Source organism: Enterobacter cloacae subsp. cloacae ATCC 13047 (assembly GCF_000025565.1).
In the GTDB taxonomy this organism is placed as follows: domain Bacteria; phylum Pseudomonadota; class Gammaproteobacteria; order Enterobacterales; family Enterobacteriaceae; genus Enterobacter; species Enterobacter cloacae.
Map to the genome: position 1 here is coordinate 4,282,861 of NC_014121.1, position 22,080 is coordinate 4,304,940.

Consider the following 22,080-nt stretch of genomic DNA (forward strand, 5'->3'; position numbering starts at 1 on the left):
GAGTCTATGCAAAAATGATATGGACAGTCCTTCGCTTCCAGGTGCCCTATGCCCGCCGTCAACTTACGCCATATTGAGATTTTTCACGCCGTGATGACCGCCGGCAACCTCACCGAAGCCGCGCAGATGCTGCACACCTCGCAGCCTACGGTAAGCCGCGAGCTGGCACGGTTCGAGAAAGTGCTGGGACTGAAACTGTTTGAACGCACCCGGGGCCGGCTGCACCCAACGGTACAAGGGCTGCGTCTGTTCGAGGAAGTGCAGCGCTCGTGGTATGGGCTGGACAGAATTGTCAGTGCGGCGGAAAGCCTGCGCGAGTTTCGTCAGGGCGAACTGTCGATTGTCTGCCTGCCCGTCTTTTCACAATCCTTTTTACCGACGCTGCTGCAGCCTTTTCTGGCCCGTTATCCAGAGGTCAGTCTCACTATCGTGCCGCAGGAATCTCCGCTGCTGGAAGAGTGGCTTTCAGCGCAGCGTCACGACCTGGGGTTAACCGAAACCCTCACTACCCCAGCAGGTACAGAGCGCACGGAACTGCTCACGCTGGATGAGGTTTGCGTGCTTCCTGCCGGGCACCGGCTTGCCAGTAAAGCAATGCTGACCCCCGCTGATTTCCACGGGGAAAATTACATTAGCCTGTCGCAGACCGACAGCTATCGACAGCTGCTGGACACGCTGTTTGCCGAACATCAGGTAAAACGCCGGATGGTGGTGGAAACGCACAGCGCGGCCTCAATATGCGCGATGGTACGTGCCGGGGTAGGCGTAGCCGTGGTTAACCCGCTTACAGCGCTGGACTACGCCGGGAGCGAGATTGTGATTCGCCCGTTTAGCCTCTCCGTCCCGTTTACCGTCAGCCTGATCCGCCCCCTGCATCGCCCGGCGTCGGCACTGGTAGATGCCTTTACCGGGCATTTGATTGAGCATGCGCGTGAGGTGGCGCTTCGCTTACCTGCTCTGCAAAATCCGTTATGACAGCATAAACTCCACCGCATCAGCGGCGTGAATGGCGGCAGTGTCGAATACCGGGATCGGGCTTCGCTCAGCCGGTACCAGCAGGCCGATCTCGGTACAGCCGAAGATCACCCCTTCTGCCCCCTGCCGGGCAAGTTGTTCAATCACGCTGACGTAATACGCCCGGGAAGACTCACTGAAGGTGCCGAGGCAAAGCTCATCAAAAATAATCTGATTAATGCGCGCCCGGTCGGCGTCATCCGGGATCAGGCTTTCGATACCGAACTCACTGCTCAACCGGCCACGGTAAAAATCCTGCTCCATGGTGTAGCGCGTTCCCAGCAGCGCCACGCGACGCATCCCCGCCGCGCCAATCGCGCGCCCGGTCGCATCCGCAATATGCAAAAACGGCAGCGGGCAACGCGCTTCAATGTGCGAAGCGACTTTATGCATCGTGTTGGTACAGAGCAAAATCCCTTCGGCACCGGCACGCTGAAGCCCGAGTGCCGCCTGCGCCAGTATCTCTCCGGCTTTGTCCCATTCACCGCTCGACTGGCACGCTTCAATCTCATGGAAGTCCACGCTGTGCAGCAGCAGACTGGCAGAATGCAGTCCCCCGAGGCGCTGCTTCACCCCTTCATTAATTAAACGATAGTAGGGAATGGTCGATTCCCAGCTCATGCCACCCAGCAGGCCGATTGTTTTCATTATCCCTCCTTCTTTGTTTATCTCAGTGAAGCAAACTTGTGATCGCGTTTCCAGTTCTTTGTCGCGCCGTTTCTTTTTAAAAGAAGGTGATATAAATTAAATGAAACAATATTTCATTTTATGACAAGGGAAAGCATGTTTATTTTCCACAACGAGACCACGCTTGACGATCTGGGTAACGGCGTAACCCGTCGGATCCTGGCCCATAGCGGTAAGATGATGGCGGTTGAAGTGAATTTCGCCCAGGGCGCGATTGGCCCGATGCATAGCCATCCGCATGAACAGCTAACCTATGTGCTGTCCGGTGAGTTCGAATTCACCATTGGTGAAGAGAAGCATATCGTCAGGGCCGGCGATACGCTCTACAAAGCGCCACACGTCATGCACGGCTGCGTGTGTCTTCAACCCGGCACCCTGCTGGATACCTTTACCCCCGTACGGGAAGATTTTCTACAATAAAAAAGGGCGCTGATTTCAGCGCCCTTTTTCTCTGCGTCAGTTATTCCGCTACCGGCTCTGGCAGCGGGTTACGGCTAAGCATTGCTTCACGAAGCAATACGCTACCGCAGGCGAACAGCCCACCCAGAATCCCCGCCAGCATGACAATCAGCGCTTTCCCCGGGCCATCTTTTTTCACCGGCATGGAAGGCGAAAGCTGATATTTGAAGGGTTCCAGTTTAACGTCTTCAACGGAGAGTTTTTTCAGCTGCGCCAGATAATATTCACGGTTCTGGAAGTCTGCATTCAGCTCAGACACATCCTTAAGATTTTTCTCGATCTGCAATTTCTGCGCGATACCGTCAGCGCCGAGGGCAACGGAGTAATCCGGATCGTCTTTTACGGCCTGTCCGTTGCTGTAGACAGGTTTCTTAATGCCCGCCGCGTTAGCCACTTCCAGCGAATAGTTAAGACGCTGCAGATTGGTGTTGTGAATATTGGTCAGACGCACCCGATCCAGGTCCAGCTGCTGCTCTACCACCTTCGTTTTGAGGGCGAGCTGGTTACGGATATTCAGCATGATCTCTTGCTCGACAATCGCGGCAATATACTTGATATACCCTTCCAGAACGGTTTGCGCATCTCCCGCCGTGGGGGCGGTGAAGCTGAGCGTCCAGGAGACGTAAGGCGCTTTATCCGCGTCTTTTACCTGAGTGTTATCAATCGCTTTCATCTTCTCAGAGATATTGACCACCGCACGATGCAGCTCCAGCGGATCCACGTTTGTCCCCTCAAGCTGTGACATAACGTAAGGGGAGGATTTCATATACTCTTCAAGCAATGACTGCGACTGAAACTTTTTGATAAACAGTCCAAACACTTCATCACGGGACACTTTTACGTCCACATCCAGAACCTGGAGTGCCACCATCATCTGGCGCAGCGGGTTCCACTGCGTCTGTTCGGCAGGCGTGATCACCGCTTTACTGGTCCATTTCTGCGGCAGTAAAAAGGCAATCGCCAGTCCGGCCAGCGCAAACGCGAACGCAATTGCGATGATGCGTTTTTTGGCGGCAAGCAGGATGTCTAACAGCCCCAAAAGGTCGATTTCTTTAGTGCTGACAGCCGGGGTGGCATAAGAAGGAAAATCGAGGTCCGTGTTTTTTTTGAAATCCATCGCTGACATAGACGTTCTTCTGTTAAGAGTGCAGGTAATTTCTGCCTCGTGAGTTCAAGTGGTCCGATGATACAAGAAAGTAAGAATAATCTGAACGCGATATTGATCTATCTGTGTACTGGCTATCAAAGTTGGTAGTTAGTACCTTTCCGGTATTATTGTTATTAATCATCCGCTTTTCTTTCTGCTTACATGCAAGACCTGCCTTGATCGCCAGAAATAGCGGCAAAATGCCACCCTCCTCACTTTATTGAAACAGCGTTTCGATGCTGATCACATTTCCATCATTAAGCGAATGACGCGGGAAAAAATAGCCATAATATAAAATAAAACACTGTTTTATTATTCGAAAACTACGGTTCGGATGTCCTGAAACTCATACCGTCATTTCACCCACTGATTGCCAGGTAGGTCTGTATGAATGAAAACAAGCTGCTGGGGCTCGCATGGATATCACCCTACATTATTGGGTTGATACTCTTTACGGCTTTCCCCTTCGTCTCATCGTTTTTCCTCAGTTTCACGGATTACGATTTGATGAGCCCGCCGGTGTTTAACGGCATCGAAAACTATCGCTATATGTTTACTGAAGACACGCTCTTCTGGACATCAATGGGTGTCACGTTCGCGTATGTATTTTTGACCATTCCGCTGAAGCTCGCGTTTGCATTAGGGATTGCGTTTGTTCTCAACTTCAAATTACGCGGGATCGGCTTTTTCCGTACCGCTTACTATATTCCGTCGATCCTCGGCAGCTCCGTGGCGATTGCTGTCTTGTGGCGCGCCTTATTTGCGATAGATGGTCTGCTGAACAGCTTTATTGGCGTATTTGGCTTCGACCCGGTGAACTGGCTGGGTGAGCCCTCTCTGGCGCTGATGTCCGTGACCCTGCTGCGCGTCTGGCAGTTCGGCTCCGCGATGGTCATCTTCCTGGCGGCGCTGCAAAACGTTCCGCAGTCTCAGTATGAAGCGGCAATGATCGACGGCGCGTCCAGATGGCAAATGTTCATGAAAGTGACCGTGCCGCTGATTACGCCAGTGATTTTCTTCAACTTCATCATGCAAACCACTCAGGCATTCCAGGAATTTACCGGGCCGTACGTCATTACCGGCGGCGGGCCAACCTACTCGACCTATCTGTTCTCGCTCTACATCTACGACACGGCGTTTAAATATTTCGATATGGGTTATGGCGCGGCGCTGGCGTGGATCCTGTTCCTGGTGGTGGCCGTCTTTGCCGGTATCGCCTTTAAGTCGTCGAAATACTGGGTGTTCTACTCCGCCGATAAAGGAGGCAAAAATGGCTGATATTCAACACCTTTCCACGGCAAGAAGCGTCGCCGAACGCGAGGTTGCCCGTACGCAGCGCAGAGAGAAAATCAACGCCACCGTTCGCTATACGATCCTGCTGTTTGTCGGCCTGCTGATGCTCTACCCGCTGGTGTGGATGTTCTCAGCGTCGTTCAAACCGAACCACGAGATCTTCACTACCCTGAGCCTGTGGCCGGCACATGCCACCTGGGACGGGTTTATCAACGGCTGGAAGACCGGGACCGAGTACACCTTCGGCCATTACATGCTGAACACCTTTAAGTACGTGATCCCCAAAGTGATCCTGACCATTATCTCCTCCACCATTGTGGCGTATGGTTTTGCCCGCTTTGAGATCCCGTGGAAAAAATTCTGGTTCGCCACGCTCATCACCACCATGCTGCTGCCCAGCACCGTGCTGTTGATTCCGCAGTACCTGATGTTCCGTGAAATGGGCATGTTGAACAGCTACATGCCGCTGTACCTGCCGCTGGCCTTCGCCACGCAGGGGTTCTTCGTCTTTATGCTGATCCAGTTCCTGCGCGGTGTGCCGCGTGACATGGAAGAGGCGGCGCAAATCGACGGCTGTAACTCCCTTCAGGTGCTGTGGTACGTGGTGGTGCCGATCCTGAAACCGGCCATTATCTCCGTCGCCCTGTTCCAGTTCATGTGGTCAATGAATGACTTTATCGGGCCGCTGATTTACGTCTACAGCGTGGATAAATACCCGATTGCATTAGCGCTGAAAATGTCCATCGACGTTACCGAAGGTGCGCCGTGGAACGAAATTCTGGCAATGGCGAGCATCTCCATTCTGCCATCCATCATTGTGTTCTTCCTGGCCCAACGCTACTTCGTGCAGGGCGTCTCCAGCAGCGGAATTAAAGGTTAAGAGGGAAATATCATGGCTGAAGTTGTCTTCAATAAACTGGAAAAGGTTTACTCCAACGGCTTCAAAGCCGTACATGCTATCGACCTGAAGATCGCCGAGGGGGAGTTTATGGTGATCGTCGGTCCATCCGGCTGTGCCAAGTCCACCACCCTTCGCATGCTGGCGGGGCTGGAAACCATCAGCGGCGGTGAGGTGCGGATCGGCGATAAGATCGTGAACAACCTCGCACCGAAGGAGCGCGGCATTGCGATGGTGTTCCAGAACTACGCGCTCTACCCGCACATGACGGTGCGCGAAAATCTGGCCTTTGGTCTGAAGCTGAGCAAACTGCCGAAAGAGCAAATTGAGTCGCAGGTAAACGAAGCGGCCAAAATCCTGGAGCTGGAGTCGCTGCTTGACCGCCTGCCGCGTCAGCTTTCCGGTGGACAGGCCCAGCGCGTTGCGGTTGGCCGCGCGATTGTGAAAAAGCCGGACGTGTTTCTCTTTGACGAACCGCTGTCAAACCTTGATGCCAAGCTCCGTGCCTCGATGCGTATTCGTATTTCAGATCTGCATAAGCAACTGAAGCAGTCCGGTAAACCGGCCACCACCGTCTACGTCACGCATGACCAGACCGAAGCGATGACCATGGGCGACCGTATCTGTGTAATGAAGCTGGGCCACATCATGCAGGTCGATACCCCGGATAACCTCTACCACAAGCCCAACAACATGTTCGTCGCGGGATTCATCGGTGCACCGGAGATGAACATTCGTAAAAGCCAGCTGGTGGAAAAAGCCGGTCAACTGCACATCACCATCGGAAATGAAACCATGCCGCTCAATGCACAAACGCAGGAAAAAGTCGCTGCTTATGCCGGTCAGGACGTGTTCTACGGCGTGCGCCCGGAATTTGTGTCGATCTCAGACTCGCCTTTCCCGGATGGGTGCAGCGGCGAAATGGTGCGCGTGGAGAACATGGGCCACGAATTCTTTGTGTACCTGAAGGTAGCAGACCACGAACTGACCGCCAGAATCCCTTCGGAAGAGGCTAAGCCGATGATTGCTAAAGGGCTTAACCGCAAAGTCTATTTCCGCTTCGACATGAATAAGTGCCATATTTTTGACGCAAAAACTGAACTGAACCTCTCTCTCTGATGGAGCAAGAAAAATGAAAAATGTGCTTTTAAGCGCAGCAATCTCCGCGACCCTGGGCCTTACTGCTTTGCCATCGATGGCGCAAACTACCGATTTACGTATGTCCTGGTGGGGCGGTAATGGCCGTCACCAGGTGACGCTGAAAGCGTTAGAAGAGTTCCATAAACAGAACCCGGACATTAACGTTAAGGCGGAATACACCGGCTGGGACGGGCATCTTTCCCGTCTGACCACCCAGATCGCAGGCGGCACAGAGCCGGATGTGATGCAAACCAACTGGAACTGGCTGCCGATCTTCTCGAAAACCGGCGACGGCTTTTACGATCTGAACAAAATGAAGGACGTGATAGATCTAAGCCAGTTTGATGCCAAAGAGCTCCAGTCCACAACGGTCAACGGCAAGCTGAACGGGATCCCAATCTCCGTGACCGCGCGCGTCTTCTACTTTAACGACGAAACGTGGAAAAAAGCGGGCATCGACTACCCAAAAACCTGGGACGAACTGATGGCCGCCGGTAAAACCTTCGAAAGCAAGCTCGGCAAGCAGTATTACCCTGTCATACTGGAACAGCAGGACACGCTGGCGCTGCTGAATTCTTACATGGTTCAGAAATACAACATCCCTGCCGTGGACGAGAAAACCAAAAAATTCACCTACAGCAAGGCGCAATGGGTGGAGTTCTTCCAGACCTACAAAAAACTGATTGATAGCCACGTGATGCCGGACACCAAATACTATGCGTCGTTTGGCAAGAGCAACATGTATGAGATGAAGCCGTGGATCCAGGGGGAATGGGGCGGCACCTATATGTGGAACTCCACCATCAACAAATACTCCGATAACCTCAAGCCACCGGCAAAACTGGTGCTGGGCAGTTACCCGATGCTGCCGGGTGCCACGGATGCGGGCCTGTTCTTCAAACCGGCACAGATGCTGTCGATCGGTAAATCGACCAAAAACCCGGAAGCGGCGGCAAAGCTGATTAACTTCCTGCTGAACAGTAAAGAGGGCGTGGAGACGCTGGGCCTGGAGCGTGGCGTACCGCTGAGCAAAGTGGCGGTTCAGTACCTGACTGAAGCCGGTACCATTAAAGAAAACGACCCGTCGGTTGCAGGCCTGCGTCTGGCGCAGTCGCTGCCTGCAAAACTCAGCGTGTCACCTTACTTTGACGATCCGCAGATTGTGGCACAGTTCGGCACCTCGCTGCAGTATATCGACTATGGTCAGAAATCGGTGGAAGAGACCGCTGCAGATTTCCAGCGTCAGGCTGAGCGTATTTTGAAGCGGGCGATGCGTTAAAAGGCGACGCCTTACCGGGCCGACAAGGTATTGTAGGCCCGGTAAGCGAAGCGCCACCGGGCAATAACATTACACGCCAATATTACGTAATTTCTCCCCGCTCATCAGCTTGCGTTCAATATGCTCCAGCGTCACGCCTTTGGTTTCAGGAATCAGCCAGAAGGTCACCCCGATAAACACCACGTTCAGTACCGTGTAGAGCCAGAACGTTCCTGCTGCACCAATGGCATCCAGCAGCGTCAGGAAGGTTGCGCCGATGATCATGTTCGACACCCAGTTGGTGGTGGTGGAACAGGTGATGCCAAAGTCGCGGCACTTCAGCGGCTGAATTTCAGAGCACAGGATCCACACCACCGGTGCGGCGCTCATGGCATATCCGGCGATACACATCATGGTCATCCCGACAGAGAGCCAGGAGAGACCGCTCGAGGCGGTGCCATTATCAAACTGCATCAGACAGTAACCGAGGATCAGCGTACCGAGCGCCATTACGCTAAAGCCAATCTTCAGCGCCGGTTTACGACCGGCTTTATCCACGGTAAATACCGCGATAAACGTGGCAAACATAAAGGTCAGCCCGACCACCAGCGTTGCAATCATCTGCTGTTCGGTGGTGGTGAATCCGGCCATTTTGAAGATACGCGGCGCGTAATACATGATGATGTTCATCCCGGTGAACTGCTGCATCGCCTGCAGCAGCATGCCAAGGAACACCGCGCGACGCACGTTGCGGTTGGCTTTAAACAGCGACCAGCCGCCCTGCTTCAGCTTCAGGCTTTCGCGGATCTCGTTCAGCTCTTCACGCGCTTTCTCTGAGGTATCACGCAGCATGCGCAGCACCTCTTCCGCTTCCACGTGACGACCTTTCTGCGCCAGCCAGCGCGGGCTGTTCGGCAGGAAAATCACCAGTACAATCAGCAACAGCGCGGGCAGCGCCAGCACGCCCAGCATGGCGCGCCAGTTACCGCTGTAGCTGAAGTAAGTATCTGACAGAAACGCCAGTACGATACCCAGCGTGACCATCAGCTGGTACATACTGATCATCTTGCCGCGCACGTTCTCGCTCGCCATCTCCGAGAGATACAGCGGCGCAGTGTAGGAGGCAATCCCGACCGCCACGCCCAGCAGGACGCGGGAGAGCAGCAGCACTTCCACGTTGGTGGCGAACGCAGAGCCAATGGAGCCTGCCACAAACAGGATCGCCCCAACCATCAGGCTATATTTGCGCCCGAGACGGAACGAGAGCCAGCCGTTGAACAGCGCGCCGATGGCCGCGCCAAGCATCATGCTGCTCACCACCCACTCCTGCAGGCGACTGCTCAGCGTAAAGTGATCGGTAATAAACGGTAATGCGCCAGCAATGACGCCGATATCCAGTCCAAATAACAAGCCAGCCACTGCCGCCGCAATGGAGACAAACTGGTTCATGCGGCGAGTATCGCGCAGCGCCGCGGGCATGAGGGTAGAGTCATTTATAGATGTCATAGTTTCCTGCCTGAACAGAGAAATTCGTTAAGTGAAATTACGAGATAGCGAAGAAAAGTGTCAGGCCGGAATTCGCGAAGATATGGATTATTTCGCTATGGCATGGCGATCTGTGATGGACATTACAATTTCAACTCGCGGTGAAATATCGCCATATTTTACTAATTGATTAATATTTAAGTAATAAAACTGTGATGCGTGTCATTTATGATTTTTTAGTATGGATTTTTCATCTTTGTCGATATGGATAATGACAATTTTTGAGCAAAAAAAACCTCCACCCGCAGGCAGAGGCTCTTTCGTCAGCGCGAATTAACGCGCCAGCCAGCCGCCATCAACCGCTACGGTATAACCGTTGATGTAGTCCGACGCCTTCGATGCCAGGAACACCACAGGTCCTTTCAGATCGTCCGGCAGCCCCCAACGCCCTGCCGGGATTCGGTCAAGGATTTCCGCGCTACGCTGCTCGTCCGCACGCAGCTGCTGGGTGTTGTTGGTCGCCATGTAGCCCGGGGCAATGGCGTTAACGTTGATATTGTGCTTCGCCCATTCGTTCGCCAGCAGACGGGTGACCCCCATCACTGCGCTTTTTGACGCGGTGTAAGACGGCACCCGGATGCCCCCCTGGAAGGAGAGCATGGAAGCGATATTGATAATCTTGCCGCCGTTCCCCTGAGCGATGAAGTGTTTCGCCGCCGCCTGAGACATAAAGAACACGCTTTTGATATTCAGGTTCATCACGTCGTCCCAGTCGCGCTCGCTGAAGTTAATCGCGTCTTCACGGCGGATCAGCCCGGCATTATTGACCAGAATATCGATGTGACCGAATTCCGCCACGGCGCGATCCAGCAGGTCAGGAATGGCGTCGATTTTACGCAGATCCGCGGTCAGGCTCAGGAAACGGCGGCCCAGCGCGGTCACGCGCTCGATGGTTTCCGTAGGCTCGACGATGTTGATGCCCACGATATCGCAGCCCGCTTCTGCCAGCCCCAACGCCATGCCCTGGCCCAGACCGGTGTCACAACCGGAAACCACAGCCACTTTACCTTGCAGAGAGAATGCATCCAGAATCATGTTTGTTCCTTACTCTTTCGATGCCTGTCAGCAACAGGCAGATTTATGCTTAACTGCCCGCGACTAGCGCAGATCTTTTACCGCGACGTGGTCCATGTCATCAAAGACCTGGTTTTCACCGACCATTCCCCAGATGAAGGTATACGCCTTCGTCCCCACCCCGGAGTGAATTGACCAGCTTGGAGAGATAACCGCCTGCTCGTTATGCATCACGATATGGCGTGTTTCCTGCGGTTGACCCATCATGTGGAATACGCAGGCATCCTCATCCATGTTGAAGTAGAAATAGACCTCCATACGGCGCTCGTGGGTATGGCACGGCATGGTGTTCCACAGGTTGCCCGGCGCCAGCTCGGTCAGCCCCATGCTGAGCTGGCAGGTCTCCAGCACATCCGGAACGAAGTATTTGTTGATGGTACGACGGTTGCTGGTGAGGTTATCGCCCAGTGTCACCGGGGCTACGTCTGCCGGGGTAACTTTTTTGGTAGGACAGGTGGTGTGAGCCGGGGCGCAGTTGTAGTAAAACTTCGCTGGCGTGCTGCCGTCGACGCTGGCAAAAACCACCTCTTTCGCGCCCTTGCCGACATACAGCGCGTCGCGGTGACCAATTTCGTAGCACTGGCCGTCAACCGTAATGGTGCCCGGCCCGCCAATGTTAATCACGCCCAGTTCACGCCGTTCCAGGAAATAGCTCACGCCGAGCTGCTTACCCACTTCCCCACCCACGGAGACAGTTTTGGTCACCGGCATAATTCCGCCCACAATAATGCGGTCAATGTGGCTGTAGACCATGGTGTAGCGATCGGCTTCGAACACCTGCTCAACTAAAAATTCACTGCGCAGCCCCTGCGTGTCGAGGGTTTTGGCGTGCGCGCTGTGGATGCTTTGTCTGACGTCCACGATAACCTCCAGAATGGATCGTGCCCGAAGGCAGAAAATTAACGAAACGACGTTCCGTTTTAAGGATAAGCACAGTGTAAACGCCCATAATGGGGTTTTCAATTACATTTAAAACATCGTTTCATTTTTTGTGATTCTTTATACCAGAAATGGTGTTCCGATCACGGAAGCGTCAGGATTCGCCGCTTCACCTCACTCAAACTGACAAACTGCGCGATAAGTCACACTAAATAAAACGGTGTTTTGATAATTTAACACCTGCTTTTTAATCTTATTTTTATTGCCGAAAGGAGCGCATTATGGCTAAAGGTATGCGGGTCAAGCTGAACTACGAGATCGGCCGGGATCCGGATACAGGCGTCGAAGTCACGCGTCTGACCCCGCCTGAAGTAACCTGTCATCGCAACTACTTTTACCAGAAGTGCTTCTTTAATGACGGCAGTCATCTGCTGTTCGCCGGAGCGTTCGATGGTCACTGGAACTATTACCTGCTGGATCTGCAGAACGCCGAAGCCGTACAGCTGACAGAGGGCGCAGGCGATAACACCTTTGGCGGATTTCTCTCCCCGGACGATCGCGCCTTCTACTATGTGAAGAACGATCGCACGCTTCTGGAGGTCTCTCTTGAGACACGGGCAGAGCGTGAAGTGTACCGCGTCCCGGATGACTGGGTCGGTTACGGCACCTGGGTGGCGAACAGCGACTGCACCAGCCTTGTGGGCATTGAAATTGCGAAACGCGACTGGACACCGCTGAACGACTGGCAAATTTTCCACGACTTCTTCCATAAAGGGCCACACTGCCGGCTGCTGCGCGTGGATCTGAAAACCGGCGAGAGCTCAATCATTCATGAAGAGAAGAAGTGGCTGGGGCATCCTATCTATCGTCCGTTTGATGACCATACGGTGGCGTTTTGTCACGAGGGACCACACGATCTGGTCGATGCCCGGATGTGGCTGGTCAACGAAGATGGCACCGACATACGTAAAGTCAAAACCCATGCACAAGGTGAAAGCTGTACCCACGAATTCTGGGTCCCGGATGGCTCCGCGCTGGTATACGTCTCGTATCTGAAAGGCCAGCAGGGTCGTTCCATCTGCCGCTTCGATCCACAAACCGGCGTGAATGAGACGATAATGCAGATGCCATCCTGTTCACATTTGATGAGTAATTTCGACGGCACGTTACTGGTGGGCGACGGTTCCGGCACACCGGTGGATGTGAAAGACACCCACGGTTACACCATCGATAACGATCCCTATCTCTACGCCTTTGACGTGGCCAAAAAGCGCTACTATCGCATCGCCCGTCATGACACCTCCTGGGCGACGGTAGAAAATAGCCGCCAGGTCACCCATCCGCATCCCTCCTTTACACCGGACGAGAAAGCGGTACTGTTCAGTTCCGATAAAGACGGCAAACCTGCCCTCTATATTGCGAAACTTCCCGCGCAACCGGATATGTTGTCTGCATGATTTAAAAATGTGTTTCTGTAACTGGCCTTGCCCTCCTTACGGAGGGCTTTTTTTGCTCTGAACGTTTTGCCCGGTGACGCTGCGCTCACCGGGCCTGGAGGGAAATATCAGAAGGAATACGCCACGCCTAAACGGAAGCGGGTCTGACGTTCATCGCTCTCTTTCACACCCACGTTACCCACCTCAACATATGGCGCCCAGTTTTTATCCCATTTATACGCCAGCTTCGCGTTATATTCGGTGGAATAATCTTTATTATTATTACGGACCATCCCTTCCGTACTTTTTGCATAAACATAATTCAGTTCGGTACGCCAGTCTCCCATAACCCAGCCGACCCAGGCATCACCACGGTTAACTTTGTCATCGTCTTTATTAGAGCTCGACGGATAACGGGTATATTCATAACGGTAACGCGCGGCCACGTAAAAGCCATTATCGAAACTGTATTGCAGGTGCAGGTTCGGTTTATAAATGGTACGGCTGTCGTTACTCTCAAGCGTGAACGCGGGAGTCAGCGCAATATTCTCTGTCGCTTTCCAGCGCCAACTAATTTGATCTTCATGACCGTTACCCACCACATCCGCAAACGGCTGGTCGGCCTTATCGCCACCCGATTTCCATTTCGCTTCTACAGAAAAACCGACGCCATTCGCAAAGCGATGCGAGACTGAAACACGATCTGCATTTGCGCCGCTGTCGATGTATTCATGACGCAGATCGACGGTCACCGCCTGCGCGGCGAAAGAAGTACCAATAAGAGAAGCTACAACCAGAGATTTGTTAAACATGACAAAAACCCTCAATTAAAATAACGTTTCATTTTTATGAAATGGCAGTTTATTTTTTAATAAATGCTATTTTAGTGAGCAAGATCGTAATTATTTGTTTCATTTTTTTCGGTACAAATCGGCGTGATACACGTCAACAAACAAGTGGGATTTAGGCGAAATTAATGGAGGGAGATCACGTCAGGCAGGAATAACGCGCATAAAAAAACCTCCCATCGGGAGGTTTTTTTTATGAAGGAAGGGATTAACGTTCGATAGCCAGCGCTACTCCTTGCCCACCGCCGATACAGAGCGTGGCAATGCCTTTACGGGCATTACGCTTTTTCATCTCGTGAACCAGCGATACCAGAATGCGGCAGCCGGAAGCACCGATGGGATGACCGAGCGCAATCGCACCGCCGTTGACATTCACCCGCAGCGGATCCCACTCCAGCATTTTGCCCACTGAGATCGCCTGCGCGGCAAAGGCCTCGTTGACTTCAATCAGATCCACATCGGAAAGCTGCCAGCCCGCGCGATCCAGGCAGCGGCGGGTCGCATACACCGGCGCGATCCCCATTAATGCCGGATCAACCCCCACGCTGGCAAACGCCTTAATCCGGGCCAGCACGGGGAGATCCAGTTCCTGCGCTTTGCTTTCGCTCATCATCATCACCGCCGCCGCACCGTCGTTAATCGAAGAGGCATTTCCCGCCGTGACCGACCCTTGCGTTTCAAAAGCAGGATTGAGCATGGCCAGCCCTTCTGCGCTGGCATCGGTTCGCGGCTGCTCATCGGTGTCGACGACAATCGTCTGACCGTTCTGACGCTGGGCGCACACCGGGACAATTTCATCGCGAAAACGCCCGGAATCAATCGCGGCACGCGCTTTCTGCTGCGAGCTCAACGCGTAAGCATCCTGCAGCTCACGGCTTATACCGTACTCACGCGCCAGGTTTTCCGCCGTCACGCCCATATGATAATCATTAAACGCGTCCCACAGCCCGTCATGCACCAGGCTGTCGAGCAACTGGCTGTTACCCAGCTGCGCGCCGGTGCGGCTGTCGGTGAGGACATGCGGCGCGCGGCTCATGTTCTCCTGCCCACCGGCAATGACCACATCCGCTTCACCACACTGGATGGCCTGCGTGGCAAGATGCAGCGCCTTTAACCCTGAGCCACAGACGTCGTTGATGGTGATTGCCGAGACGGTGTTGGGCAGGCCGCCTTTTAGCGCCGCCTGACGGGCAGGGTTTTGCCCGGCGCCGGCCGTCAGGACCTGTCCGAGGATCACCTCATCGACTTCATGTGCCGGGATCCCGCTGCGCTCCACCAGCGCTTTCACCACCACGCTACCCAGTTCAACAGCCGAGTGACGCGCCAGCGCTCCCTGAAAACAGCCGATAGCTGTACGCAACGCACCCACTATAACGACATCTTTCATCACCACCTCTGCGTTAAAGGACATGACGATAGTAGAGGATTGTTACTGGCATTTATCTTAATTGTTTAAAAATAGTGAGTTTAATCACAAGGATCAGCGTGCGTCCTGCAGATACTGCCGCAGCCAGCTTCCGGCGACGCCGGGAGGGGATCGTTTATTCCATAGCAAATCAATACCGATCGCGCGAGGCCAGCCAGGAACATTCAACTGCACCAGCGATTTCGCGGCGGCAAATTCTTCCACCAGCGCACACGGCAACACGCACCAGCCAAATCCCTGCACCGCCATACTCAGCAGTAACAGGTAATTCGGTGCCGACCAGACCGGCCCCCGGGCGAGCGTTGCCTCGCGCTCCAGGTAGGTGCTGAGCCGCAGTTCCCGCCAGCCGTGCAGCTCATCGGCCTGCACTTCATGTTGCCCGGCCAGAGGATGCGTGGTCGCGACATAAATCGCCATCCGGGTTTGCATCGGCAGCCGGGTGACGCCGATATCGGTCGGGTAAGCGTCACGCGCCTCCGTCAGGCCAACCTGCGCCCTCTCCTTTTGCAGCAGATCGATGACGTCCTCTTCCTCGCCAATCAGGCACTCAAATTCCGTATGGGGAAAACGCTGGTCAAACTGGTTCATCAGATCTTCCAGCACGTCCGGGTTAAGCGTATCAGAGAGGACAAACGTCAGGCGCGCCTCCGTTTGCGCGGTCAACGATACCGCCAGTTCGTCCAGCCGCGTGCTGGCGGCGAGGATCGCCTGGACATAGCCCAGCACCTGCTCTCCCTGAGCGGTTAACACCGGCTGGCGCGCCGAACGGTCGAACAGATCAAAGCCGAGGTCAGCTTCAAGATTGGCAATCGAGGTGCTGATTGTTGACTGGCTTTTACGCAGCCGCCGTGCGGCAGCAGAGAAAGAGCCCGCTGCCACGGTTTCAACAAACGCGGTAAGGGCTTCAGGTGAGTAGCGCATAACCTATCTACTTTATCGATGGATACCATCTTTAATATATCACCTTTAGCGATAAAAATAGGCACCATCAACGCCCATACCGGCGAATTAACGAGGTCGAAAGCTATGCAACATCAGGATGCACTCCAACGTAAACTGCCGGAGCGGATCTTCCACGCGGTCTGCTTTGAGGGGATTGCCACGGCGATCCTCGCCCCAACGGCGGCGTGGCTGATGCAGCGTTCCGTGGTGGAGATGGGTGGGTTGACCATTATCCTCGCCACCACGGCCATGCTCTGGAACATTATTTATAACTTCGGTTTCGACCGTTTCTGGCCTGTCCAGCGCGTAAAACGCACGGCAAAAGTCCGCGCGATGCATGCCCTGGGGTTCGAATGTGGGTTTATCGTGATTGGCGTGTCGATTGTCGCCGCGGTTCTGGGCGTCACGCTGCTACAGGCATTCACGCTGGAAATAGGTTTCTTCCTGTTCTTCCTGCCCTACACCATGTTCTACAACTGGGCGTATGACACGTTACGTGAGAAATTCCTGAAGCGCCGTCAGCAGCGACGCGCTCTGGCGGGCTAACTCCCCCCTGGCCGGACGACTGGTCCGGCCAAACTCCGTCGAAGCAACTGCGCTCTCAACGCATAACTATGGTAAATTGCACTCCATTCTGAATGGTTTGCTAGTTGATACGTTGCTCTAATGTCGAAAATTTGGTCAAAAGATGAGACTCTGTGGAGTTTCGCTCTCTATGGCACGGCCGTGGGCGCAGGAACGCTGTTCTTGCCCATCCAGCTGGGCTCCGCAGGCGCTATTGTCCTGTTCATTACCGCCCTTGTGGCCTACCCATTAACCTACTGGCCGCATAAAGCGCTGGCGCAATTTATCCTGTCGTCAAAAACGAAAGGCAATGAAGGGATCACCGGCGCGGTCTCCCACTACTACGGCAGGAAAATCGGGAATCTGATCACCACGCTCTATTTCGTCGCCTTCTTCGTGGTGGTGCAGATTTACGCCGTGGCCATCACCAATTCATTAACCGAGCAACTGGCAAAAAGGATGACGGTGGATACCGCCACTCGCGTGCTGGTCAGTTTTGGCGTGGTGCTGGTATTGAATCTTATCTTCCTGATGGGGCGACATATCACGATCAAAGTGATGGGCTTCCTGGTGTTTCCGCTGATCGCCTATTTCCTGTTTGTCTCCCTGTACCTGACCGGCAGCTGGCAACCCTCACTGCTTACCAGCCAGATGGCGTTTGATCGCCACACTTTGCATCAGGTGTGGATCTCAATCCCGGTGATGGTGTTCGCGTTTAGCCATACGCCGATTATCTCCACCTTTGCCGTCGATCGCCGCGAGAAGTTCGGTGACGCAGCCATGGACAAGTGCAAGAAAATCATGAAGGTGGCGTATCTGATCATCTGCCTGAGCGTGCTGTTCTTTGTGTTCAGTTGCCTGCTCTCGATTCCGCCGTCCTATATTGTGACCGCAAAAGAGCAAGGGGTGACGATCCTGTCAGCGCTGTCGATGATGCCCTCTTCTCCGGCCTGGCTCGGCATTTCCGGCATTATTGTGGCGATTATTGCCATGTCGAAATCGTTCCTGGGCACCTATTTTGGGGTGATTGAAGGGGCGACGGAAATCGTGAAGTCGTCGCTGAATCAGGTCGGCGTGAAGAAGAGCCGCGCCTTTAACCGTGCGATTTCTATTCTGGGCGTGTCGCTGATCACCTTTGCGGTCTGCTGCATTAACCCGAACGCCATTTCGATGATTTACGCCATCAGCGGTCCGCTTATCGCCATGATCCTGTTTATCATGCCGACGCTGTCGACCTACCTGATCCCCGCCCTGAAGCCGTATCGCTCCATTGGCAGCCTGCTCACGCTGATTGTTGGCGTGCTGTGCGTGTCGGTGATGTTTGTCGGCTAACCCTCGCGTGCCCGGCCTTCTGCCGGGCGCGTCTGATTTTTACAGTGGAAACGGTCTGTCCTGCACGACCGTTTTCATCACCAGCGTAGAGCGAAGATGCTGTACGCCTGGCATGGCAGAAAGTTTCTCGTCATACAGTTTCTGAAAAGCCGACAGATCGCGGGTGACAACATGCATCAGGTAGTCGGGATCACCAAATAATCGCTGGGCCAGCACGATTTGCGGGATCTCTTCCACCGCCTCTTCGAACGCGCTGACCGCTTTCTTATCACCCTCTTTCAGGGTGGCAAACACAATCGCCAGGAAATTAAACCCCATTTTGGCGGGATCGAGATTGGCGCGATACCCCGTAATGGCTCCGCTCTGCTCCAGCGCACGTACACGTCGGTGACACGGAGAGAGGCTCAGGTTCACCCGCTCCGCCAGCTCCGTAAGAGATAAACGGCCATCAGCCTGCAGTTCAGCAAGAATTTTTCGATCAATGCTATCCATATGGAAGATTTTCTCAATTTTAGCGTTTTATGAGCATAACATTGAAAACTCATTTCGTACCGATACCGATATTCTTTCTCTCCGGGTAATTCAGATACAGGGGTTTCACAGACGATGGAAATGAGTATTGTGGCCGGTTTTTGGGTGGTGTCCTTCCTGCTCATCATGACACCGGGTGCAGACTGGGCCTATGCGATCAGCGCCGGGATCAACGGGCGGCGCGTAGTGCCGGCGGTGATGGGACTGATGTCCGGGCATCTGCTCGCCACGCTGGTCGTAGTGGCGGGCGTGGGTGTGTTGATGGCTCAACATCCACTGGCATTATCAGGGCTGACAATTGCGGGGGCGGTTTATCTGCTGTGGCTCGGCATCACGCTGTTACGCCATCCTGCTGCGCCGGAAAGCACCGTACAGCATGCAGGAAACTGGAAACAGTGGGCGGTGAAGGGATTATGTATCAGCGGGCTCAATCCAAAAGTCTTCTTACTGTTTCTGGCGTTGCTTCCGCAGTTTACCGATCCAAAGGGAAGCTGGTCGATTGCCACGCAGATGTCAGCCTTGGGTGTGATGCATCTTATCACCTGCACACTGGTCTATTTGCTGGTGGGGTATGGTTCGAAAGCGGTGCTGGCGACCCGTCCGCAGGCGGCACGTGCGGTGAGCATGGCCTCAGGGGGGATTATGGTGGCGATCGCGCTGGGATTGCTGCTGGAGCAGGTGAGATAAAAAAACACCGGCCATCGCCGGTGTGTTTTACGCCCGAATATCGTCATATTCCCGCGTGTTATCAAACTCATGCTTTGCAAACGGGCACAGCGGGATAATTTTGCGATTCTCACCGCGCATTTTCTCCACCACCTTCGCCACCAGCTGCTTACCAACCCCTTGCCCCTTCAGGCTCGGATCGACATCGGTGTGCTCAATAATGCTCAGATGCTCACCTGTGGGTACGAAGACAATCTCTGCAACCTGATTGCCGTTCGCATCGTTCACATAAAACTTGTTATGGCCTTCCAGAATATCCATGGTTCCTCGCTTATTTTTGGCGATACTGCAACGCACCGCTCGGGCAGGTATCAATCACGCGTACAACGGTTTCCACGTCCACTTCATCAGGAATGATCCACGGTTTACGTTTCAGATTAAACAGCTTTGCGCTGCCGCGCACGCAGTTACCGGAGTGTTTGCAGATCCCGGTATTGAAGTAGACGTCAATTTTCTCCCCGGTATAGGCCCGGTAACCCGCATCCAGTAGTTCTTTATCCATGACATTGCCTCTGTAATTATTATCGTGCTGAATGAAGCATAGCCTTACGGGATCCTGATGGCTATAACGTATAGCGTTTTCTTGCCGGATTGTTTCCCCTGCGTGCATGACTGACGCAGACGGGGTGGCTGCGTCAGCCTGGCTGATTATTCCCGCCGGGATATTTAAAATTAAACAAGTTTAATCTGAAGATGTATCGGTTGTTTACGATAATGTCCGCTCTGCTTATTTAACACGAGTACCCCATGAAGAAACGGTCATTATTACTGACTCTGCTCAGCCTCAGTTTATTAACCGCCTGCAGCGCTTCTGCGCCTGATAAGGTTGAACAAATCCATCATCTGCAGATCCCATTAGTTTTACCCGGAGAAAAACCGCCAGAAATTCCGGCATCGCATATCGCTGCGCTGTATCAGGAAAATAAAGTTCAGATCGACCGTTTAACAGCGCAGTTGAAATCAGATTATTTACAACAGACTACCGCGAAAGATATTTTTACCGAAGATAGCCCTGTTCAGCCGGTCTTCGCCTCGCTGACTAAACTTGAGCAGCTGGAAATGGTTAATCAGCAGTACCTGAAAGATAAAAACGTCACGGGACTGCAAAAGATTAACATTGTCCTTCAACCTTTAGTCACCGGTTAAATGCCAAAAGCCCAACTGCTGAACAGTCGGGCTTTTGTAACGGAAAGGATGGCAAAGATTAATCGTGCTGTCCAAATCGCCATGTCAGACCTGCAGTCACAGAGCTTACGTCACTGCTGACGCCAATCTGGTTGGCATTACCCACGTTGCTTACCCATTGATATTCCAGACGGCCCGCTAAATTTTTGTTAAACGCATACTCCGTCCCGACTGCGGCAAGCGGGCGAACGCCTGTTTCAAAACGATTGTGACCACTTACATCAGATTCAGCACGATAGGCCATCGCTCCGGCACGACCATAGATATCCCAGCTGTCGGTCACGGCATAGCTGGCTTTTAAGGACATCTGTAGCCCCTGGCTTTTCATTTGTGCCCCCGCGCTATGTTTGCCTTTAATCTGCATATTGCCTAAATAATCGTACCCGCCTTCCAGTGCCAGCCACGGAGTCATCTGATAACCCGCGTATACCCCACCACCGACATTATCATGATCGATATTATACTGGTTCGAGCCATTATTATTATCGCTCGCTTTCGAGCCGGTGTTGGCGTCAAAATAGTGTGACCAGCCGAATTTAGCACCGCTATACCAGGTGCCTGTATCTGCCGCTGCAAATGCAGACGTTGCGGTAAAAGCGTTAGCCAGAATTAATGCAACAAGTGTCTTTTTCATAGAAATCCCGTTTACTCTGTTGAATATTTCAGTGAGCAAACGATATCGACAAACACGACGATCGCGAAATCATTTTCTGTTTATTTTTAAATTTTAAAATGACTCTGGCAAATGCCCTACCTCCAGTAAATATCCGCCACGTTTGAACGCGATATATTTACCTTGCTTAAGTGCAGATAATACATTGAGAATACTGCTGCGGGAAAGAAGCGTACGATCCTGAATATATTCCAGAATAGTTGTTCGCATCCGCACCTCATCGGGCAGTAATATCATCTCCTGCAGATAGCTGCGAATCACGGAATAGGTGCGCTGCTGCACAACCTGGGCATCACGATAAATGAGATAGGCCGTATGGTACGACAGCAAAGCTGCCACATCCTCCCAGACGCCCTGTTCACGAAATCGCGCGGCGGCTTCATCTGCATCAGCACGCAAAATCAGAGACTCCCGTTCTGCGCGTAGTATATGTCCTTGCGTCGGCTGGATCATCTCGGCAATGCCGAACAGATGAGGCTCAAAAACGCTAACTAACAGCAACCCGTCAGATGCCCGCAACAAAGAAAGCTCTCCTTCCTGAAAAAGATACATTTGCTGGCGGCCTTTATGTTTCCAGGTAATCCGCTTACGCGGCGCAAGCTTCACTTTTTCCGCAATGGGTTCAAGTACCGCCGTCAGACGTTCAATGGAGTGTTCAGGGCGAACAGGAGGCAATATATGCATGACACCACCTTTGGGTATTCGATAATGGCCAGTATAGACCACAGCGGTCATCACTCAGACTGGTATGAGGGAAGGAAGGTATATCAGAGGTCGCTGCATGCGTAAAAAGATAATTTGTTTATTTTTGAACTTTACCTGCGTGACACGTGATAAGTATGCCCGATTTCCTGAAGTGCTTACATGATTATCAACGTAAACAATGGGGAGAATAAACGATTTAAAAACCCTGCACTCACCCTCATATTGCTTAAGATTATTCCTAATTCAGCGATAATTATTTTATTATTTTTAATTAATTACAAAATCGCAACCCTTAATAAAGCTTTTAGCGTTTTGAAT

24 protein-coding genes are annotated in these 22,080 nt (G+C 53.0%); 11 read left to right on the forward strand and 13 right to left on the reverse strand.

Annotation, left to right across the window (positions count from 1 at the left end):
* Positions 1 to 48: 48 nt before the first annotated feature.
* Complete coding sequence (locus ECL_RS20795) at positions 49 to 975, forward strand: LysR family transcriptional regulator (RefSeq protein ID WP_013098566.1); 927 nt, start codon at positions 49 to 51, stop codon at positions 973 to 975.
* Here ECL_RS20795 and ECL_RS20800 read toward each other — a convergent pair.
* Entirely contained in the window at positions 970 to 1,662 is a 693-nt protein-coding gene (locus ECL_RS20800) for an aspartate/glutamate racemase (protein ID WP_013098567.1), read from the reverse strand. The genes ECL_RS20795 and ECL_RS20800 overlap by 6 nt on opposite strands.
* A 135-nt stretch (positions 1,663 to 1,797) precedes the next feature.
* On the opposite strand from ECL_RS20800, the gene ECL_RS20805 reads away from it, so the two are divergent.
* Positions 1,798 to 2,121, forward strand: a complete 324-nt coding sequence (locus ECL_RS20805) for a cupin domain-containing protein (protein ID WP_013098568.1) — start codon at positions 1,798 to 1,800, stop codon at positions 2,119 to 2,121.
* A gap of 40 nt (positions 2,122 to 2,161) precedes the next feature.
* On the opposite strand, the gene wzz(fepE) is transcribed toward ECL_RS20805, so the two are convergent.
* Positions 2,162 to 3,286: an LPS O-antigen length regulator Wzz(fepE) gene (gene wzz(fepE) / locus ECL_RS20810; protein ID WP_013098569.1), complete on the reverse strand. Its 1,125-nt coding sequence runs from the start codon at positions 3,284 to 3,286 to the stop codon at positions 2,162 to 2,164.
* Positions 3,287 to 3,694: 408 nt separating this feature from the next.
* Here wzz(fepE) and ECL_RS20815 point away from each other — a divergent pair, with 408 nt between their 5' ends.
* The 4 genes from ECL_RS20815 to ECL_RS20830 are packed head-to-tail and all read left to right on the forward strand — an operon-like array spanning position 3,695 to position 7,917.
* Positions 3,695 to 4,585: a carbohydrate ABC transporter permease gene (locus ECL_RS20815; protein WP_013098570.1), complete on the forward strand. Its 891-nt coding sequence runs from the start codon at positions 3,695 to 3,697 to the stop codon at positions 4,583 to 4,585.
* Positions 4,578 to 5,480, forward strand: coding sequence for a carbohydrate ABC transporter permease (locus ECL_RS20820; RefSeq protein WP_013098571.1), 903 nt, complete (start codon positions 4,578 to 4,580; stop codon positions 5,478 to 5,480). The genes ECL_RS20815 and ECL_RS20820 overlap by 8 nt, the downstream gene beginning before the upstream one ends.
* A gap of 12 nt (positions 5,481 to 5,492) precedes the next feature.
* Positions 5,493 to 6,617 (forward strand): ABC transporter ATP-binding protein, encoded by a 1,125-nt coding sequence (locus ECL_RS20825; protein ID WP_013098572.1) that lies wholly within the window; start codon positions 5,493 to 5,495, stop codon positions 6,615 to 6,617.
* Between the two features lie 13 nt (positions 6,618 to 6,630).
* A complete protein-coding gene (locus tag ECL_RS20830) occupies positions 6,631 to 7,917 on the forward strand; it encodes an ABC transporter substrate-binding protein (RefSeq protein ID WP_013098573.1) in 1,287 nt (428 codons plus the stop codon).
* A 69-nt stretch (positions 7,918 to 7,986) separates the two neighbouring features.
* Here ECL_RS20830 and araE read toward each other — a convergent pair whose 3' ends face one another.
* From araE to kduI, 3 genes are all read right to left on the reverse strand, one after another.
* The gene (gene araE, locus ECL_RS20835; RefSeq protein WP_286012102.1) at positions 7,987 to 9,420 is read right to left on the reverse strand and encodes an arabinose-proton symporter AraE; all 1,434 of its coding nucleotides are present in this window, start codon (positions 9,418 to 9,420) and stop codon (positions 7,987 to 7,989) included.
* A gap of 294 nt (positions 9,421 to 9,714) precedes the next feature.
* On the reverse strand, positions 9,715 to 10,476 hold the full coding sequence (gene kduD / locus ECL_RS20840) for a 2-dehydro-3-deoxy-D-gluconate 5-dehydrogenase KduD (protein ID WP_013098575.1): 762 nt from the start codon (positions 10,474 to 10,476) through the stop codon (positions 9,715 to 9,717).
* Between the two features lie 63 nt (positions 10,477 to 10,539).
* Entirely contained in the window at positions 10,540 to 11,376 is an 837-nt protein-coding gene (gene kduI, locus ECL_RS20845) for a 5-dehydro-4-deoxy-D-glucuronate isomerase (RefSeq protein WP_013098576.1), read from the reverse strand.
* 299 nt (positions 11,377 to 11,675) lie between these two features.
* On the opposite strand from kduI, the gene ECL_RS20850 reads away from it, so the two are divergent.
* Positions 11,676 to 12,851 carry an oligogalacturonate lyase family protein gene (locus ECL_RS20850; protein ID WP_013098577.1) on the forward strand — a complete coding sequence of 392 codons (1,176 nt, stop codon included), beginning with the start codon at positions 11,676 to 11,678 and terminating at the stop codon, positions 12,849 to 12,851.
* 107 nt (positions 12,852 to 12,958) lie between these two features.
* On the opposite strand, the gene ECL_RS20855 is transcribed toward ECL_RS20850, so the two are convergent.
* The 3 genes from ECL_RS20855 to ECL_RS20865 all read right to left on the reverse strand — a co-directional run bounded on the left by ECL_RS20855 (position 12,959) and on the right by ECL_RS20865 (position 16,025).
* Positions 12,959 to 13,642: an oligogalacturonate-specific porin KdgM family protein gene (locus ECL_RS20855; protein ID WP_013098578.1), complete on the reverse strand. Its 684-nt coding sequence runs from the start codon at positions 13,640 to 13,642 to the stop codon at positions 12,959 to 12,961.
* A 244-nt stretch (positions 13,643 to 13,886) separates the two neighbouring features.
* Entirely contained in the window at positions 13,887 to 15,065 is a 1,179-nt protein-coding gene (locus ECL_RS20860) for an acetyl-CoA C-acetyltransferase (protein WP_044159208.1), read from the reverse strand.
* A gap of 93 nt (positions 15,066 to 15,158) precedes the next feature.
* A complete protein-coding gene (locus ECL_RS20865) occupies positions 15,159 to 16,025 on the reverse strand; it encodes a LysR family transcriptional regulator (protein WP_013098580.1) in 867 nt (288 codons plus the stop codon).
* Between the two features lie 105 nt (positions 16,026 to 16,130).
* Between ECL_RS20865 and ECL_RS20870 the strand changes: the two genes are divergently transcribed.
* Both ECL_RS20870 and ECL_RS20875 read left to right on the forward strand, forming a co-directional pair.
* Positions 16,131 to 16,592 carry a multidrug/biocide efflux PACE transporter gene (locus ECL_RS20870; protein ID WP_038983886.1) on the forward strand — a complete coding sequence of 154 codons (462 nt, stop codon included), beginning with the start codon at positions 16,131 to 16,133 and terminating at the stop codon, positions 16,590 to 16,592.
* Between the two features lie 120 nt (positions 16,593 to 16,712).
* On the forward strand, positions 16,713 to 17,942 hold the full coding sequence (locus tag ECL_RS20875; RefSeq protein ID WP_044157536.1) for an amino acid permease: 1,230 nt from the start codon (positions 16,713 to 16,715) through the stop codon (positions 17,940 to 17,942).
* Positions 17,943 to 17,981: 39 nt separating this feature from the next.
* Here ECL_RS20875 and ECL_RS20880 read toward each other — a convergent pair whose 3' ends face one another.
* On the reverse strand, positions 17,982 to 18,434 hold the full coding sequence (locus tag ECL_RS20880) for an Lrp/AsnC family transcriptional regulator (protein WP_013098583.1): 453 nt from the start codon (positions 18,432 to 18,434) through the stop codon (positions 17,982 to 17,984).
* A 114-nt stretch (positions 18,435 to 18,548) separates the two neighbouring features.
* On the opposite strand from ECL_RS20880, the gene ECL_RS20885 reads away from it, so the two are divergent.
* Positions 18,549 to 19,160, forward strand: a complete 612-nt coding sequence (locus ECL_RS20885; protein ID WP_013098584.1) for a LysE family translocator — start codon at positions 18,549 to 18,551, stop codon at positions 19,158 to 19,160.
* A 27-nt stretch (positions 19,161 to 19,187) separates the two neighbouring features.
* Here ECL_RS20885 and ECL_RS20890 read toward each other — a convergent pair whose 3' ends face one another.
* Together ECL_RS20890 and yjdI are read right to left on the reverse strand one after the other, a co-directional pair.
* Positions 19,188 to 19,460 (reverse strand): GNAT family N-acetyltransferase, encoded by a 273-nt coding sequence (locus ECL_RS20890; RefSeq protein WP_013098585.1) that lies wholly within the window; start codon positions 19,458 to 19,460, stop codon positions 19,188 to 19,190.
* A gap of 10 nt (positions 19,461 to 19,470) precedes the next feature.
* A complete protein-coding gene (gene yjdI, locus ECL_RS20895; protein ID WP_013098586.1) occupies positions 19,471 to 19,701 on the reverse strand; it encodes a 4Fe-4S mono-cluster protein YjdI in 231 nt (76 codons plus the stop codon).
* 245 nt (positions 19,702 to 19,946) lie between these two features.
* Between yjdI and ECL_RS20900 the strand changes: the two genes are divergently transcribed.
* Positions 19,947 to 20,345 (forward strand): hypothetical protein, encoded by a 399-nt coding sequence (locus tag ECL_RS20900; RefSeq protein ID WP_013098587.1) that lies wholly within the window; start codon positions 19,947 to 19,949, stop codon positions 20,343 to 20,345.
* A 58-nt stretch (positions 20,346 to 20,403) separates the two neighbouring features.
* Here ECL_RS20900 and ECL_RS20905 read toward each other — a convergent pair whose 3' ends face one another.
* Both ECL_RS20905 and ECL_RS20910 read right to left on the reverse strand, forming a co-directional pair.
* Positions 20,404 to 21,018, reverse strand: coding sequence for an outer membrane beta-barrel protein (locus ECL_RS20905; RefSeq protein ID WP_013098588.1), 615 nt, complete (start codon positions 21,016 to 21,018; stop codon positions 20,404 to 20,406).
* Positions 21,019 to 21,111: 93 nt separating this feature from the next.
* A complete protein-coding gene (locus ECL_RS20910; RefSeq protein ID WP_013098589.1) occupies positions 21,112 to 21,741 on the reverse strand; it encodes a helix-turn-helix domain-containing protein in 630 nt (209 codons plus the stop codon).
* Positions 21,742 to 22,080: the final 339 nt, after the last annotated feature.

Excerpts from the sequence above, each read along its gene's own strand:
- ECL_RS20795 (WP_013098566.1), top strand. The coding sequence starts at position 49 with ATGCCCGCCGTCAACTTACGCCATATTGAGATTTTTCACGCCGTGATG.
- ECL_RS20800 (WP_013098567.1), bottom strand. The coding sequence starts at position 1,662 with ATGAAAACAATCGGCCTGCTGGGTGGCATGAGCTGGGAATCGACCATT.
- ECL_RS20805 (WP_013098568.1), top strand. The coding sequence starts at position 1,798 with ATGTTTATTTTCCACAACGAGACCACGCTTGACGATCTGGGTAACGGC.
- ECL_RS20815 (WP_013098570.1), top strand. The coding sequence starts at position 3,695 with ATGAATGAAAACAAGCTGCTGGGGCTCGCATGGATATCACCCTACATT.
- ECL_RS20820 (WP_013098571.1), top strand. The coding sequence starts at position 4,578 with ATGGCTGATATTCAACACCTTTCCACGGCAAGAAGCGTCGCCGAACGC.
- ECL_RS20825 (WP_013098572.1), top strand. The coding sequence starts at position 5,493 with ATGGCTGAAGTTGTCTTCAATAAACTGGAAAAGGTTTACTCCAACGGC.
- ECL_RS20830 (WP_013098573.1), top strand. The coding sequence starts at position 6,631 with ATGAAAAATGTGCTTTTAAGCGCAGCAATCTCCGCGACCCTGGGCCTT.
- kduD (WP_013098575.1), bottom strand. The coding sequence starts at position 10,476 with ATGATTCTGGATGCATTCTCTCTGCAAGGTAAAGTGGCTGTGGTTTCC.
- ECL_RS20850 (WP_013098577.1), top strand. The coding sequence starts at position 11,676 with ATGGCTAAAGGTATGCGGGTCAAGCTGAACTACGAGATCGGCCGGGAT.
- ECL_RS20855 (WP_013098578.1), bottom strand. The coding sequence starts at position 13,642 with ATGTTTAACAAATCTCTGGTTGTAGCTTCTCTTATTGGTACTTCTTTC.
- ECL_RS20860 (WP_044159208.1), bottom strand. The coding sequence starts at position 15,065 with ATGAAAGATGTCGTTATAGTGGGTGCGTTGCGTACAGCTATCGGCTGT.
- ECL_RS20865 (WP_013098580.1), bottom strand. The coding sequence starts at position 16,025 with ATGCGCTACTCACCTGAAGCCCTTACCGCGTTTGTTGAAACCGTGGCA.
- ECL_RS20870 (WP_038983886.1), top strand. The coding sequence starts at position 16,131 with ATGCAACATCAGGATGCACTCCAACGTAAACTGCCGGAGCGGATCTTC.
- ECL_RS20875 (WP_044157536.1), top strand. The coding sequence starts at position 16,713 with ATGTCGAAAATTTGGTCAAAAGATGAGACTCTGTGGAGTTTCGCTCTC.
- ECL_RS20880 (WP_013098583.1), bottom strand. The coding sequence starts at position 18,434 with ATGGATAGCATTGATCGAAAAATTCTTGCTGAACTGCAGGCTGATGGC.
- ECL_RS20885 (WP_013098584.1), top strand. The coding sequence starts at position 18,549 with ATGGAAATGAGTATTGTGGCCGGTTTTTGGGTGGTGTCCTTCCTGCTC.
- ECL_RS20890 (WP_013098585.1), bottom strand. The coding sequence starts at position 19,460 with ATGGATATTCTGGAAGGCCATAACAAGTTTTATGTGAACGATGCGAAC.
- yjdI (WP_013098586.1), bottom strand. The coding sequence starts at position 19,701 with ATGGATAAAGAACTACTGGATGCGGGTTACCGGGCCTATACCGGGGAG.
- ECL_RS20900 (WP_013098587.1), top strand. The coding sequence starts at position 19,947 with ATGAAGAAACGGTCATTATTACTGACTCTGCTCAGCCTCAGTTTATTA.
- ECL_RS20905 (WP_013098588.1), bottom strand. The coding sequence starts at position 21,018 with ATGAAAAAGACACTTGTTGCATTAATTCTGGCTAACGCTTTTACCGCA.
- ECL_RS20910 (WP_013098589.1), bottom strand. The coding sequence starts at position 21,741 with ATGCATATATTGCCTCCTGTTCGCCCTGAACACTCCATTGAACGTCTG.